Genomic DNA, 15,813 nt, shown 5'->3' with positions numbered 1-15,813 from the left:
TGGTTTAAGGAGTTGGGTCATGATCGGGGGATGGAAGAGCGGATGGATGAAATGGACTTGGGGGCCTGACCCAGTGTTGATTCGTGTAGTTCTCTGGTAGAAAGGCCTGGTGAAACTCGTTTATTTTCCGTTGCCGAACGCTTGTTCGTTTCGCTTTTGCTGGCCGAAAGGGTGGCTGTGAGCCAGCTAACGTAATAGGCAAAATGTGGAACATCGTGACAGGTTTGCCAGATCACGACAAAACTTCCGTCTGCGGTTTCCGCGATTCGCACCGGCGTTTCGGTATCCAGAACAAAAAACCGCTTGAATTTTTGTTTGATGGAAAGCGTGGACGTATCCGCCTTCGCCCTGACCGCGTTTTTAAATGCATCGTTGATGACACTCGATGCGAAAGATACGGCCAGGTAATACGAAAATGTGGTGATGGTGGATTTTCCGGTTGAAACCAGCGACGATGTCATGCCCTGCCACCAGTGGTAGGTGATTTCCTCACCGCCCCATCCGGTGAGGGTGCCGACTGCGCAGGAATAATACGAACTCCCGAGCAGCCTGGAAACCTGTTCCGGAATTGCTTCAGCCTTGTATAGTCGATTTTCCGTAAAGAAGGCTTGCAACGTACGTATTTCACGATTTTCGGCATTTCGCCGGACTACAAACAAGGCCGCAAAAAAAGCAGGAAAAAACAGGAGGGCCGAACTCGCGCCATTAACCGTCAGCATAATGACCATTAGTCCGCACCAGCTTCCCACCGACAGCCAGACGGCGCGTACGGGTGCGGTTTTTCGACCAAAGCGATAAATCAGGAAGAAGGCCAGTCCATAAACTCCACCGAAAAAAAAGCCTTTATACAGCAAATCCTTCTCCATGCGTCAACGAAACAGTTAAAAGTAGGCCAGCACCGATAAAATTAAAATACTGATTATTATCCAGGCAATCCAGTCAAAAGCGCGGTCGGGCAACCGCTTCCCTTGTTCACTGAAAGATCGTTTGCGATCTGTTTTTCTGGTTTTTCCGCTCTGCTCCATACCGGTATTATACACGTTGGTTATCCATGAAATCGGGATAAAACTACCCGTGAAATTTGTTGCTTTTCAGATGGGTTGATAAACGGGGGAAATTGACGAAAAACCGGTCGGATTGACTTGATAACTGATTTGGAGGAAATGTGACAAAAAACCGGATCGGGTGGGGTAGGTAGGCCGGTCGATGCCCTTTTTAGGATACTATTCGACCTTGCCCTTTCCCTTATGAAATTTTCGTTCAAGTTGCTGCTGCTGGCGGTACTGGTTTCAGGATCAGTGGTTTCGGCGGTTTTTGGTCAAACGATAAAACCCCGGTTTTCGCCTAAAAACGGTGATCGTATTGTGCTGCTCGGCAATACATTCGCCGACCGAATGCGGCATTACGGCTATTTTGAAACGATCCTTCAGACGAAATTTCCTGACCTGCACCTGACCATGCGCAACATGGGTTGGAGCGCCGATGAGGTTGGTTTGCAGCCCCGACCGCTGAATTTTCCGGGTTTTGGTGAAAAGACCACCCGGTTAACGTCCGGAAAAAAAGAAGTGACTTTTCAGGGATTCACCCACGAAGGCGAGAAAATTACCATGCCGGTGGCGCTCAATTTTGCCGGTTTGAATCAGGACCTGTCGGATCAGAAGGCGGATCTGATTTTTCTGTGTTTCGGAATGAATGAAGCGTTTCGGGGACCGGCGGGCATTGCTCAATTCGAAAAAGACCTGAATGCCTTTATTGCCAATTTGCAGGACCATGTCTACAATGGCCGAACCGCGCCGGTTTTGGTTCTGGTTTCACCCATTGCCCACGAAAATCTGGGCGGTTCGTTGCCCAATCCTACCGAACATAATCGGAATCTAGCGCTGTATTCCAGCGTTATGCAGAAAACCGCCGAAGCAAACGGATTGGTTTTTATCGATTTGTTTACGCCCTCGTCGGCTCAGATGCAATCTTCGACCCAACCGCTCACCATCAATGGCATTCACCTGAATGACGCCGGTTACCGTCTGGCGGCCGATTGGATGGGCCAGGCTTTGGGAATGGGAAAAGCCCCTGACTTCGATTCCGATAGTAGGACAAAACTCCGGCGAGCCATTAAAATGAAAGACGATCATTTCTTCTACCGCTGGAGGGCCGTGAACGGGGAGTATATTTACGGGAGACGCCGGGAGCCGTTCGGCGTGATTGCTTTTCCGCCGGAGCTTCGGAAACTGAACCAGATGACGGCGGCACTGGATTCGGTGATTTGGGAGTTAGGCAAAGGGGCCGATGTCTTCCAGAAAGCCCTTGCGGTTGTGGACCAGCGCGGAAAACCGCTGGACCCCACGTTATTGACGGATGTTCCGATGTTGGGGCGACAGGGAAAAGCGGCACAGGAAGCGGCTCACGCCCATCATGAAAAAACCTGGCCCGCAACGACCGAAAAATTTAAGCTGCCCGTCGGGTACGAAATCAACCTGTTTGCGTCCGAAAAAGACTTTCCGATTGAAAAACCGGTGGCGATGAATTTTGATGCCCGTGGGCGGCTCTGGGTTGCCACCATGCCGACCTATCCACAGTATTTTCCAGGGATTCCCGTTCACGATAAAATTGTCATTCTGGAAGACACCGACGGCGACGGCAAGGCCGACAAGCATACGGTTTTTGCCGACGACTTGTACTTGCCGCTGGGATTTGAATTTGGCAACGGGGGTGTCTATGTATCTCAGGAACCGGATATTGTGTTTTTGAAAGACACCGATGGCGACGGCAAAGCCGACGTTCGGGAGGTGATTCTGACCGGTTTTGGTTCGGAAGACAGCCACCATGCGACGCACGCATTTACCTACGGACAGGACGGCGCTTTGTACTTTAACGAGGGCACTTTCCTGAATTCCCAGGTCGAAACTCCCTACGGGCCGGTGCGGTCCTACAGCGGAGCGACCTACCGGTTTGAGCCCCGAACCGCCCGCCTTTTTCATTACATTTCGTATCCCTATTACAATCCCTGGGGGAGTATTTTTGATAAATGGGGCACCCACCTGATTGGCGATGCGTCGGATGGTTCCAACTATTTTGCCCCGCCGATGACCGGTCAGGTGACGTATCCCGCCAAACATCCACGGATCAATATGTTCACGGAAACGCGGGTTAGGCCTACGGCGGGGATCGAAATTGTCTCCAGCCGTCAGTTTCCGGAAAATGCTCAGGGTGATTTTCTGGTCAATAACAACATCGGTTTTCAGGGCACAAAACAACACCGGATTGTTCCGAACGGATCGGGGATTGGGAGTAAAGAGGTCGAGCCCATTCTGCAATCATCCGACCCGAACTTCCGCCCAATCGATCTGGAATTCGGACCGGATGGGGCTTTGTACCTCGTTGACTGGTATAATCCGCTCATCTCCCACGGCGAAAATCCGCCCCGCGACCCGGCCCGCGACAAGTCGCACGGTCGCATCTGGCGGATTACCTACAAGGAAAAACCGCTGCTGAAAGTGGTCGATCTGTCGAAGCAAAGCATTCCCGAATTGCTCGAAAATCTGAAAGCGCCCGAAGACCGGTTTCGCTACCGGTCGCGCGCCCGGATTCGGGAGCAAAAACCGGCGGATGTGCTGCCCGAACTGAAACGCTGGGTGGAGGGACTCGACAAAAATGATCCGGACCATGAACTTCACCTTTTGGAAGGGCTTTGGATGTACCAGGATTTTGACGTGGTGGAAGAAAATTTGCTGAAGCGATTGCTGAATGCCCGGGCGTATCAGGCGCGGGCGGCCGCCACCAAAGTGTTGCTTTACTGGCGAAACCGCATTTCCGGTTCGCTGGAATTAATGCGGGCGCGGGTAAATGATGAATCGGCGCGGGTTCGGTTGGAAGCACTGGTTGCGTTGAGTTTTTTCAATTCGGAAGAAGGCGTCCATGCGGCTTCGGATGTATTCAGATATTCAACGGATTATTACCTGGATTACGCGATTCGGGAAACCTTTACGGCTCTGAAACCGGTCTGGCTGGCGGGTCTAAAAGCAGGAAAGAAAACCGCATCTCCGCTGGCCGATCGCTATCTGCTGAATCTGGCGACTACGACGGAGTTGGAGGCTATTCCCCAAACGACGGAGGTCCTGACCGTTCTGCTGTCCCGGTTGGAGGTCGACGGGAAGAAAAGACAGGAAGCGGTTCGGCAGATTGCGGCCGCCGAAAAAACCGGGGTGGTGCCAGTTTTGGTACGAAACATCCGGCAATTGGAAAATGCTAAACCCCGTATGGATGTGGCCCAAAGCGAGTTGGTTCGGATGCTGCTGACGCTGGGCCGACCGGAACTTACCAAACAGATCCCCGAATTTAAACAGCTGATCAGTCGGGACAGCAGCCGGTTTCTGCGCGCTTTGGGGATGGCGGCCCTGATCACCGCCGAACAATCGGATCAGGCTGTCTGGAAAACCGTACCGGAAACCGCGCCGAACCGGGCCGTTTACCTAACGTCACTCTCACTTTTACCGGACACCAGACTTCAATCGTCTTTTTACGGTAACGTAAAAAAATGGGCGACGACCGAGCCGGAACTAGCTTATCCGTTGATGCTGAACATGAAAATGGACGGTGAAACCCGGGCACAAACGCTTAGGGAGTACATCGATTATCTGCAAACTACGCCATTGACGGCTCAGGACTCCCCGGCGTTTGTCCGCTCCATTGCCCGGGCAAAAAAGTGGGTGGAGGAAGTCCCGGCGAAAAACCGGCCCGCACTGTTATCTATGCTGGAAAGTATGGGAACGATGGAAGTGAAAGTGATGGCCATTGAAGCTAAAATGGCGTTCGATCGGAAAAATATTTTGGTTCCGGCCGGAAAATCGGTTTCACTGGTGTTTGAAAATTCAGATTTAATGCCCCATAATGTTGTAATTGTAAAACCGGGGAGCGCGCAGCGGGTGGGAGAAGCCGCCGATGCAATGGCCCGGTTGAAAGACGGTTTTGAGAAAAACTTCGTGCCGGATTCGCCGGATGTGTTGTTTGCCACGCCACTGGTCAATTCCGGAAAAAGCTTTCGGCTGAATTTCAGTGCCCCGACCGAACCGGGCACGTATCCGTTTATCTGTTCATTTCCCGGACACTGGCGGGTAATGCAGGGCGTTTTGACCGTGCAGGGAGCAAAAAAAGCGGGGATGTCTGCTAAAAAATAGCTTCCCAGAGCAATAGGAGAAACAAATACATTTTGCCGATCGTATTCTTTAATCGGCCCAATGCCTGGTAAATGATGTTGTAAACCGACTCCTGCGAAATGGACATTGCCCGGGCAATTTCGTCATTTTGGCGGTTATTGTAGAATTTCAGGATGATGGCTTCCTTTTGCCGAACGGTTAATTTCTCCAGTGCCCGGATAACCGTTTCGTTCTGTTCAAGAAGGGTTTGCTGATTAATCAGTTCCTGTTCGGTTAAAACGGCAGTTTCCGGGGATGGAAAATCCGAATCCTGAAGGGTGAACGAAAGCTTAGTTGACCGGGAATGCTGACTGATCAGCCGACGCTTGACGGACTGCATCAAATAGTATTTTATCGAGTTAACGTCCGCCAGATTCTGCCGGTTTTTCCAGATGTGTAAAAATAGATCCTGAATGCAATCCTTGACACTGTCTTCATCCGACGTTACCCGCATTCCGTAGTCGTACAAGTGCAGGAAATGACGCTGGTAGATCAACGCATAAGCTTGATCCGAGCCTGCTTTAAACGCCTTCCACAGCAGACGGTCATCGCCGGAAGCGGTCGCGTCGGTACGCTCCGTATCGGCACATTCCTTTCCGTAAAGTGGCTGCTGTGAGCTCATTGCAGATACTGGAAATTGATAATATATTAACTCAGTAGGAAATGTATACTTAAAGGAACAAAGAAACTAAATTAGATCTGAAAAATGAAGTGCTTTCGGTTGAATCTGCAATAAAAAAGATCCGGTTTTTGGCGTATTTTTTACCAATGAATAATCAATTAGAAAGAATTGAAAAACAGCGTCCGATAATAGCGTTTCGCAAAGTAAAAATAAGATTTATTTAAGACCTATTTCAATTTAAATCCTGACCAAATCGAAAAGTCCGGGGATAAGGTTGGCCGTGCCCGGGTTTTTTGAGAAAAATCATACCGGTCGGGGTGCGGTAATCGGGTTTCGCCAATAGGGAACCGGATGAAAATCAGCTGGCAGCGGTTTCATTTCAGTAATTGATTGGGATTTGCTTTGAAAAAATCTCCTTCGCGACGACTGGTCCGGAGCAGTTCCGTCATTTGAAGCACCACGTCCGGATGCGCGGCCGCGACATTTTTGGTTTCGCCGACATCGTCTTTCAGATTATACAATTCCAGTGGCGCGTCGGGTTTGGTCAACAAATCCGCGCGAACCGCCTTCCAGTCGCCCATGCGGGCGGCCTGTTTGTCGAGGTAAATTCGGGGAAATTTGTTGTCGGGTTTATTCCAGTTGTAATTGATTTCGAAAAACTCCCAATACAGGTTCGAATGGGATTTGGGTTGCGGTTTTCCGAGTAACGTCGGCAAAAAGGAAATGCCATCGATGGCTTTTGGGGTAGTTGCTCCCGCAAGTTCACAGAACGTTGGCAGCACATCCCAGGCAGCCGCGATTTCGTGATTTTCACTTCCGGCTTTAATGCGACCGGGCCAGCGCACAATCATCGGTTCACGAATTCCGCCTTCGTACAAATCCAGTTTATAACCCCGAAAGGGCCCATTACTGTCGAATTGATCGGCTACGGCTTTTACCGGGCCATTGTCGCTGGTAAATACGATCAGTGTATTTTGATCAATGCCCAATTCGTTGAGAAGCGCCACGATCCGGCCAATGTCGCCATCGAGCCGGGTGATCATGGCTGCATAGTTCTTTTGTGGTTGGGACCACTTTTCCAACGAATACGGAGCGTCAGTCGGTACTTCCAGCTTTCCGTGCGGAATGGTAAACGGTAGGTACAGAAAGAACGGGTGATTTTTGGTTTCCCGAATGAACGTCAGAGCCGCTTCCGCAAAAACGTCGTGGCTGTAGGTGTTCCGGTTGCCATCCCTGTTTTTTTCAAGCGGATATTTCTTTTCGTTTTCCCACAAATACGGAATGTAATAATCGTGGGCCTTGCGTTGATCAAGGTAGCCCAGCGAATAATCGAACCCCTGCCGGTTAGGGCCGCCGGTCGAACCAGGTCCGCCCAATCCCCATTTTCCGATCATGGCCGTCCGATAACCCGCTTTTTTCAAAACTTCCGGCAACGTGATGGTCGAATCCGGAATTGGCAGATTTCCTTCGGTTTCGTAATCGTAATTACCGCGAATGTAAGTGTGACCCGTGTGCTGACCTGTCATTAAAACCGCCCGGGAGGGCGCGCAGACCGAACTGCCCGCGTAATACTGCGTAAATCGCATGCCTTCTTTCGCTAACTGGTCGATGTTCGGGGTCCGGATCCACTTCTGGCCGTAGCAGCCCACGTCGCCGTAGCCCAGGTCATCGGCCAGAATAAAAATGATGTTCGGTTTCGCCGATCGTTGCGCCAAAACCGGCTCAACAACTGCCAGAAGCAGGCCGAGGAGGAGAAACCGTCGGATTTGAAAGGGTAGGAAGTATTTCATTCGGATTAGGATTCGAAATTATGGCTTTGGAGACAGCCCGATTTTCCGTTCGGGAAATTGCCCCTGATCGTTGGTCGTTCGCACCCAGCTGTCCAGAATTGTCCGCATTTTGCCCAGCGTTTTCCGGTACCTGGGCAACGTCGCCAGATTCGTCAGTTCATGCGGATCGGTTTTCAGGTCGTACAACTCTTCGGCGGGTTTGGTCGGGGCCACAAAAAGTGCCTGTGCGGGCGTCAGTTTTCCCTGCTGATTCAGTTCTTTCAGCAGATTCCACATCGGATATTCGGTTTCCTTGTACTTATTTGGCTGCATGTAAGGCCGCTCCGGCAGGTAGTTCCGAATGTATTTGAATTGCCTGTCGCGAATGCAACGCATCTTGTCAACGGTTTCGTCCATCCGATCCCGGGCGGCCACGATGTACTCCCGTTTTTTGATACCCGCCCCCAGCATTACCCGACCGTCCAGATAAGCGGGCGGTTCAACTCCGGCCAGTTTCAGAATGGTGGCCGAAACGTCGATGGCGCTCACCAAATCGGTATTGACCTGTCCGGCTTTTAACTGACCCGGCCACCGGATGATCAGCGGTACGTGAATGCCGCCTTCGTACAAAAATTGCTTGTCGCGGACATGGCAACGGCCATTGTCACCCGAAAAAATCACAACGGTATTCTCGGAAATTCCTTCGTCTTTCAAGCGTTGCAGGATTTTACCGACGTAGCTGTCCATGAGCTGAATCGATTCCAGGTACGTTGCCCAGTCGGCCCGCGCGATTGGATGATCGGGGTAATACGGCGGCAAAACCACGTCATCCGGGTTAATGCGCGGTTCGTGCGCCTTTACCACCGTTTTCCAGGCTTTCCCACGATGAGTCTCGTCGATCGTCAGTTGAGCAAAAAACGGTTGACCGGTTTTTCGCTGATTCCAGTCGGTGCCGTCAAAAACCGGGTGATCCGGGATGAAATTGAAGTCGGTTTTGGTGGGAGTGGCCACACCCGGGGCGGCCGTTTTTACGTTCACGGTGTAGTAACCCGCCTGCCGCAGGTAATCCGTGATCGGTTTGACGGGCGCGGGCAGATGATACCCGTCGTCGCGGTGACTGCGGTGATTGTGCGCGCCAATACTGGTCTGGTACATGCCCGTGATGATGGCCGAGCGGCTGGGCGAACAAACCGGGGCGGTGGTGAAGGCATTCGTAAATCGAATGCCTTCTTTCGCGAGCTGGTCCAGCACCGGCGTTTGCACAACCGGCGTTCCATAACAGGACAATTCCGTTGAAATATCTTCCGACAGAATCCAGATGATGTTCGGGCGGAGGTTGGGAAGGGGCTGCTCCCGAACCATCGTGGCACTGGTCAACAGTAGTCCCAGAGCCAGCAACCCGTAAAAACCGCTGCGTTTTTTCATGGCCGAAAGCTTACTTCGAATCTTTTTCCCGTTCCGATTTCAGCAACGCTGCCAGTTCTGCTAAGATCTGCGAATTTTGAGCCGCCAGATTTTTCGTCTCCCCTAAATCGGTTTTCAAATCGTACAATTGAGGCTGTGAATTATAACCCGTTTCGGTATTCGTGGCCTTTTGCAAAGCCGGTCCCTGGCTGGGTTCGATGTATTTCCAGTTGCCTTTAATAATTGAAAGGGTATTGTTTAGAGCGTGTTCAATGACGAAATCACGGCCTTTTTTATCTTTTCCGAGAAAACTGTCGATGGTGTTGAAGCTGTCAGTTGCTTCCGTTTTACTCAGTTTCTGACCGGTTAAAGCCGCCAGAGAAGCCAACAGATCGACCTGACTCAGCACGGCGTCGGAAGTTCCTGCTTTGACTTTTCCCGGCCAGCGAAGGATGAACGGCACCCGCGTACCGGCGTCGAAAGCGCTGTATTTTCCGCCCCGAAGGGGGCCTGCCGGTTTGTGTCCGTCCAGTTTGGCCACCGCATCGTCTTTATAGCCATCGTCGACCACCGGCCCGTTGTCGCTGCTGATAATCACCATTGTTTTGTCTTTGAGTCCCAGCCGGTCGAGCGTTTTCATGACTTCGCCCACGCAGTAATCGAGTTGCAAAATGGCGTCACCGCGCGGTCCCATGCCACTTTTCCCCACAAACCGGGAATGGGGCATGCGCGGCACGTGAATGTCGTGCGTTGAGAAATAAACGAAAAAGGAGGTTTTCTGATTGGATTCGATGAACTGGTTCACTTTGCCGGTCAGAACGTCGGCCATTTCTTCGTCCACCCACCGCGCGGATTTTCCGCCACTCATGTAGCCAATCCGGCTGACGCCGTTGACGATCGTCTGGTCGTGACCGTGCGAATACATCATTTTCAGTAATTCCGGATTGGCCTTGCCGGTTGGTTCATTTCCAATCGGGTCCTTGTAACTTACCTGAACCGGATCGGTGGGATCCAGCCCGACAATGCGGTGGTTTTCGACGTAAACGCAGGGAACGCGGTCGCCGGTGGCCGGAAGCAGGAACGAGTAATTGAATCCGATTTCCAGTGGTCCCGGTTTAATGTCACTATTCCAGTCAGGCCCGCCTTTCGGTCCGAGTCCCAGGTGCCATTTCCCAACAACTCCGGTCTTATACCCCGCCCGTTGCAATACACCCGGCAACGTGACCCGGTCGGTCGGAATCAGCAAAGCCGCATCGCCGGGTGCAATGCCGGTACCGGTTTTTCGCCAGGCATACTGGCCCGTCATGAGCGAATAGCGGGAGGGCGTGCAGGTTGCCGAGGTGGCATGCGCGTTGGTGAAACGGAGTCCTTCGGCCGCAACCCGGTCGATGTTGGGGGTTTTTACGTGGGTTGCTCCGTAACAGCTCACGTCACCATAGCCGAGGTCATCGGCGTAAATCAGAACGACATTGGGTTTTTGCTGAGCCTGAGCGATGATCCCATAAAGTGTAAAGAATAGCGATAGAAAGCGGTTTTTCATAGGGCGATTGGAGCAGGAACGTACCTGTTTTAGTGAATATACGTTTATCGTTTGAGGGCACTGGTTTAAAGTTGGCGCGAAAACCAGTGCCTTCAAACGATAAACTCGTTTTAACCGGATACTTACTTTAAATTGGGATTAATGTTGACTTCCGTTTGCGGAATTGGCCAGGTTTCATCGATGCCTGCCCGAAATGCTTTGGAAGTTACGTACCAACGGCCAACCGGATCGGTTGTAGTCGCATTTTTTTTGCGCAGGTTTTTTGAATTTGGAAAAGGTGCGCCGTAAAAATCCCCTTTCAAAACATCCGCGGCAATTTTCCAGCGTTGCAGATCCCACAGCCGAATGCCTTCAAACGCCAGCTCGTTCCGGCGTTCGCGACGCAGAATGACCCGTAATTTGGCCGGATCGGTTTCCGTAATTTTCGGTAAACCCACCGACGAACGCCCGCGAACGGCGTTGATGGTCTGGTCGAGCAACGCCTGATCCACCGCCCCGCTTTCCATCCGGGCTTCGAGGTAACTCAGCAGCACTTCGGCGTAGCGAATGATCGGCAGGTCGACGCCCGAGTTTTGCAAATCGCCCGTCAGCCCTTCCCAGTTGAATTTTTTCAATCCGTAACCGGTGCGCGTGGCCTGTTTGGTGGTGGTCAACTGGTCGGCGGATTTGGTCGAATCCGGGTGGGTTACGTACAGGATGTTCTGAAACATCTGCTGATTGAACAGAATATTGGCCCGTAAACGCGGATCGCGGTTGGTCGTCGGGTCTTTCGGGTTGTAACGCGCGTCGGTATACGAAAAAACCGTACCATCCGTAAATTCGTACGATTCCACCAGGCTGCCCAGCGGGTTGAAAAGGTGCCAGCCGCCGTTGACGGCCGGAAAAAAGTGTTGAGCCATGGCGTTCGGTGCCTGGTCTTTCAGGTATTGTGTGGCAAAAATCAGCTCCTTACTGCCTTCGTTGGTGCCATTGAACAGGCTGGCGTAATTCGGATCGATGGCATTATCACCGAATTCAACGATGGTTTTGTAAGTGGCTGCGGCATCCGCAAACGCATTGGTGGCCAGTTGAGCCCGGCCCAGAAACGCCAGAGCCGCCTGTTTGGACGCCCGGCCCCGTTCGGCGGCTGGAATGTCCTTGTCACGGGGCAGATCGACGGCCGATGCGATCAGTTCATCGGTTGCGAATTTCAAGACCTCCGCTTTGGGCGTTTTCGAAACGGAATTGGCCGCTTCAAGCGTCAGGGTGGTTTTTACCAGCGGAACAGCCCCGAAGGTTTGTGACAGGTAGAAGAATTGGGTAGCGCGGATAAAGCGGGCTTCGGCCAACAGGCGTTTCAATTTGGCTTCCGCAACCGGTGTTTTGGATACGTTTTCCATAAAATAGTTACAACGCGCAATCCGGTCGTAGCTCGCTTTCCAGTAATTTCCCAGGTAACTATTGGTAGCCACAAGGTTGCCGTTGGTTAGCTGGTTGATGCCGGAATTGTCGCCCCGCCGGTCGTACGCATTGTCCGTGGCAACGTCCAGCATGATCAAACCGTGGTACGACCACCAGTCGGTTGCCGAAAATTCTGCCCCGGTCGTGGGTGCAGCAGTCATCTGAATACTGCCGCGATAGACGCCCGCCAGCGCCAGCATGGCGTTGTTCTCGCTGGTCCAGAAGGTTTCGTTAACGTAGCTGCTGAGCGGACTTTTATCCAGTTCGTCGCGGCAGGAATTGAGCGTGAATAGACTGGTCAGCAGAAAAACCGCCGTTGTCGTTCGAAGAAAAGAAGGATTACGTTTCATACTCATTCGGTGGATCAGAAGGTGAGGTTAAGTCCGAAGGTGTAGTTCGCCAGAATCGGGTAATACGAACCGCCGGTATTGATTTCCGGGTCCCAGCCTTCGCGGTAGTTGCTCCAGAGCTTCAGGTTTTCGCCGTTGGCGTAAACGCGAACCGTCGAGAGTTTGAGCTTTCGGGTCAGCGTTGCGGGTATGGTGTAGCCCAACTGGATGTTTTTCAGCCGCAAGTAGGAACCGTTCAGAATCCAGAAGGATGACGAAAGCGTATTGTTGGTTCCGGCGTTGGTGATCACTTCCATCCGGGGATAGCCCGCGTTGCGATCCGGATTGGCGGGTGTCCAGCGTTCGTCCATTTGCCAGCGCTGAATGGTGCCCTGATTGTATAGTGCCCAGCCGACGTAGTTGTTTAAGTAACCGCTTACGCCACGAACACCCTGAAACAGAATTCCCAAATCGAAGCCTTTGTAAGTGGCGCCGAGGTTAATTCCGTACGTAAATTTCGGAATCTGGCTGCCCAGCAGGGTGCGGTCGTAATTGGCGTCCACCTTGCCATCCGGTTTTCCATCCGGGCCGCTGATGTCTTTGTAGCGAATGTCACCCGGTTTTGGATTCGGAGCAATCGCCGTCTGGTTGGCCCAGCTGTTGATGTCGTCCTGATTCGTAAACAAGCCATCGGCCACGTAACCGTAGTACAGTTGCAGTGGATAACCAATGAACAGATCGCTGCCGTTTCCGACCAGACCATTGGGCTGTTTCACGTTGCCGACTCCCAGATCGAGGATGGTATTTTTGGTGTACGTCAGGTTAAAACCGACCGAATACCCAACATCGCCGAATTTATGGCGGTGATCAAGCGTAAATTCCCAGCCCTTGTTCGACAGCCGCCCCGAATTTTTCTGGCCGACGGTAAAGCCCAGAACCTGGGCGACACTCGATGCCGGGCTGACCAGAATGTCGTAGGTGTATTTGTTGAAATGGGTGATGCTGAAGGCCAGTAACCGCTTGAACAAACTGCCTTCGATGCCGATGTCGGTCGTCCGGGTCGACTCCCAATGCAGGGTCGTATCGGTGATCGTGGTGCGCGCAACCCCGGTGGTGATGACCCCGCCAAACGGATAATTATACCCGGTATTCAAAACGTTCTGGTACGGATAGTAATTGGGGTCGCCATTCGTGAGAATGTTCTGATTCCCCAGTCGGCCGTGCGATGCCCGCACCTTCAACTCGTCGACCCAGGGTAGGTGATCCTTCACAAAGCCTTCTTCGCTGATTCGCCAGCCCACGGCCACGGAGGGGAATAAAGCGTATTTCCGATTGGTTGGAAACCGCGATGAACCGTCGTAACGGACGGCACCCTCAACCAGGTATTTGCGGTCGTAATTGTATTGAGCTCGTCCGAAATACGATTCCAGCGCCCATTCCGACGCACTGCCGCTGGTAGTTTGCGAACTCGCATCCCCGGCGTTGATAACCGTTATGGTGTTGGAAGGCAAACCGCCCCGGCCCTGCGCGAGCGATTCGCTCAGCGACGTTTCAAATGAGTAGCCTGCGAGAACGCCAAATTCGTGCAATCCGATGTTGGTTTTGTAATCAGCAAACGCCTGAATCGTGCGGTAGTTGGTATTCGTGCTGGTTTCGTTCAGCGACGACGGTCCCAGCGTAATGGTGGAATTGAGCCGTTGAGAAGCTAAAAACCGGGTAACGCGCTGATTCAACTGGGTATATCCGCCCAGAGCGGAAAGCGTCAGATCCGGAATAACGGTGTAATCCAGCCGGGCATTGGCGCCCAGATCGGTCGTTTTGCCTTTGTAAAAAGAATCGTTCTGCAAATACGAAACCGAGGTTCCCTTGTTGGAAACCCCCGTCCCCCAGTCGCCGTTGGCGTAACGGATCGGGTAAATCGACGGAATCCGAACCGTGTTGCTGATGATTCCATCCATCCCGATAAAATCGAGCGTGGCCGGAGGGGCGGGCTGGTTGTCCACCGATTGAATGCCCGAAAGCCGGGTCGTTAACTTCACCTTTTGGGACAGCTTATTCGTCAGGTTCAGGCGGAGGTTATACCGGTTGAAATTGTTTTTATCCAGAATCCCGTTCTGCCCCAAATAGCCGAACGAAAGCAGATACTGGGTGTTTTCGGTCCCGTTGGAAACCGAAAAATTATGGCTGGTTTGCGATGCCTGCTTTTTGAAAGTCCCTTTCATGAAATCACTGTTCGGGTAATTGTCGGGATCGCTGCCGGTTCTGAATTTCTGAATTTGATCTTCTGTATACGAATTCGGAACGGCTTCGTTGAGCAATTGCGCATACTCCGCCGAAGTAACAAACCGGGGCGTTGCAGTCATTTTCTGAACCCCGCCGTACCCGTTGTAACTAATTCGCATTTTGCCGGATTTACCGGTTTTGGTCGTTACCAGGATCACGCCGTTGGCCGCCCGGGCTCCGTAGATGGCGGCTGACGAGGCATCTTTCAGTACCGAAACCGACTCCACATCGTTCGGATCGACGTTATTAAACGAATTCGCCGGAATGCCGTCGATCAAAATGAGTGGGGCCGTCGAAGCCGAAAACGAACCGACCCCCCGAATCTGGATGGTTCCACCACTGGAACCCGGCTGGCCCGAACGCTGAATGATGGTCACTCCCGGCATTTGCCCGGTTAACCCCTGCGACAACTGCGTGACCGTGCGATTATTGATTTTATCGGCGTTGATCTGTGAAATGGACCCGATTACCTGCGTTTTGGATTGCGTTCCGTAACCAACCACCACGATTTCGCTCAACGATTTTACGTCTTTTTTCAGCGTAACCGCCACCGTGGATCGCCCGGTGATGGCGACTTCCTGCGCCACGTAGCCGATGTACGAAAAAACAAGGATGCTGTTTTCATCGGGAACACTCAGCGAATAATTCCCGCTGGCATCCGTAACGGTTCCGTTGGTGGTGCCTTTCAGAACAACACTCGTTCCCGGCAAACCCTGCCCTGTTTCGTCGGAGACTTTTCCGCTCACCTGAAAAGCGATGGCTTCCTGAATCGAAGTTTCAAGGAGACGCCGGTTGTCCGATCTACCGGTTTTGGGTTCCGGCAGTTTGCGGTTTTCTTTTTCGGAATGGATCAGGTAAAAACCGGATTTTAATTTTTCGAACCGCAGTCCCTGGGACGATAATAGCGAAGTCAGCGTTTCTTCGAGTTCCGCTTCCTGACGGGTTTTCAGGTCCAGTGGGGCGGTTTTTACCGTTTTGCCTTCGAGTAAATCGCTGTCGTAATTAATACTGACGCCGTAATGCGATCCGAGTTGGGAGAGTAGTCGGGTAAGTAATTGGGTCGTTTTGCGTTTATCCTGAATGGTGCTGGTAATCGTCAGTTCTTTGATGGAGGCCAATTCCTGCGAAAAACCGCTACGGCCAGTGAGCGTAGTGAGCCCCACCAATAGCCAGACTGACTTTTTAAAGGTAGAGTAATGCATCGTTTTAGGAGTTGTATTGACTGGTTCGGAGG

Annotated in this window: 8 protein-coding genes; 1 reads left to right on the top strand and 7 read right to left on the bottom strand. The window is 52.2% G+C overall.

Translation table 11 applies throughout. The features are described 5' to 3' along the window. Positions 1-17: 17 nt before the first annotated feature. Positions 18-866 carry a hypothetical protein gene (locus tag EHT25_RS05635; RefSeq protein ID WP_124871885.1) on the bottom strand — a complete coding sequence of 283 codons (849 nt, stop codon included), beginning with the start codon at positions 864-866 and terminating at the stop codon, positions 18-20. Positions 867-1,247: 381 nt separating this feature from the next. On the opposite strand from EHT25_RS05635, the gene EHT25_RS05630 reads away from it, so the two are divergent. Continuing rightward, positions 1,248-5,174, top strand: a complete 3,927-nt coding sequence (locus EHT25_RS05630) for a PVC-type heme-binding CxxCH protein (RefSeq protein WP_124871882.1) — start codon at positions 1,248-1,250, stop codon at positions 5,172-5,174. On the opposite strand, the gene EHT25_RS05625 is transcribed toward EHT25_RS05630, so the two are convergent. From EHT25_RS05625 to EHT25_RS05600, 6 genes are all read right to left on the bottom strand, one after another. Continuing rightward, positions 5,164-5,814, bottom strand: coding sequence for an RNA polymerase sigma factor (locus tag EHT25_RS05625; RefSeq protein ID WP_124871879.1), 651 nt, complete (start codon positions 5,812-5,814; stop codon positions 5,164-5,166). The two genes, EHT25_RS05630 and EHT25_RS05625, sit on opposite strands and share 11 nt — an antisense overlap. Positions 5,815-6,188: 374 nt before the next feature. Further along, the gene (locus EHT25_RS05620) at positions 6,189-7,604 is read right to left on the bottom strand and encodes an arylsulfatase (protein WP_229311445.1); all 1,416 of its coding nucleotides are present in this window, start codon (positions 7,602-7,604) and stop codon (positions 6,189-6,191) included. Between the two features lie 18 nt (positions 7,605-7,622). After that, positions 7,623-9,008, bottom strand: a complete 1,386-nt coding sequence (locus EHT25_RS05615) for a sulfatase family protein (protein ID WP_124871875.1) — start codon at positions 9,006-9,008, stop codon at positions 7,623-7,625. A 10-nt stretch (positions 9,009-9,018) separates the two neighbouring features. Beyond that, a complete protein-coding gene (locus tag EHT25_RS05610; RefSeq protein ID WP_124871872.1) occupies positions 9,019-10,527 on the bottom strand; it encodes a sulfatase family protein in 1,509 nt (502 codons plus the stop codon). A 122-nt stretch (positions 10,528-10,649) separates the two neighbouring features. Then, positions 10,650-12,317, bottom strand: a complete 1,668-nt coding sequence (locus EHT25_RS05605) for a RagB/SusD family nutrient uptake outer membrane protein (protein ID WP_124871869.1) — start codon at positions 12,315-12,317, stop codon at positions 10,650-10,652. A 14-nt stretch (positions 12,318-12,331) separates the two neighbouring features. Further along, positions 12,332-15,781: a SusC/RagA family TonB-linked outer membrane protein gene (locus EHT25_RS05600; RefSeq protein ID WP_124871866.1), complete on the bottom strand. Its 3,450-nt coding sequence runs from the start codon at positions 15,779-15,781 to the stop codon at positions 12,332-12,334. Between the last annotated feature and the right edge of the window lie 32 nt (positions 15,782-15,813).

The sequence above is a fragment of the Larkinella rosea genome, from assembly GCF_003858635.1.
In the GTDB taxonomy this organism is placed as follows: Bacteria; Bacteroidota; Bacteroidia; order Cytophagales; family Spirosomataceae; genus Larkinella; species Larkinella rosea.
Note: the sequence above shows the minus strand (reverse complement) of the source record. Positions and strands in the feature narration are given on the sequence as shown.

Bases quoted from the DNA above. Each gene is read 5' to 3' on its own strand.
- EHT25_RS05610 (WP_124871872.1), bottom strand. From the start codon at position 10,527: ATGAAAAACCGCTTTCTATCGCTATTCTTTACACTTTATGGGATCATC.
- EHT25_RS05600 (WP_124871866.1), bottom strand. From the start codon at position 15,781: ATGCATTACTCTACCTTTAAAAAGTCAGTCTGGCTATTGGTGGGGCTC.
- EHT25_RS05605 (WP_124871869.1), bottom strand. From the start codon at position 12,317: ATGAAACGTAATCCTTCTTTTCTTCGAACGACAACGGCGGTTTTTCTG.
- EHT25_RS05615 (WP_124871875.1), bottom strand. From the start codon at position 9,008: ATGAAAAAACGCAGCGGTTTTTACGGGTTGCTGGCTCTGGGACTACTG.
- EHT25_RS05630 (WP_124871882.1), top strand. From the start codon at position 1,248: ATGAAATTTTCGTTCAAGTTGCTGCTGCTGGCGGTACTGGTTTCAGGA.
- EHT25_RS05635 (WP_124871885.1), bottom strand. From the start codon at position 866: ATGGAGAAGGATTTGCTGTATAAAGGCTTTTTTTTCGGTGGAGTTTAT.
- EHT25_RS05620 (WP_229311445.1), bottom strand. From the start codon at position 7,604: ATGAAATACTTCCTACCCTTTCAAATCCGACGGTTTCTCCTCCTCGGC.
- EHT25_RS05625 (WP_124871879.1), bottom strand. From the start codon at position 5,814: ATGAGCTCACAGCAGCCACTTTACGGAAAGGAATGTGCCGATACGGAG.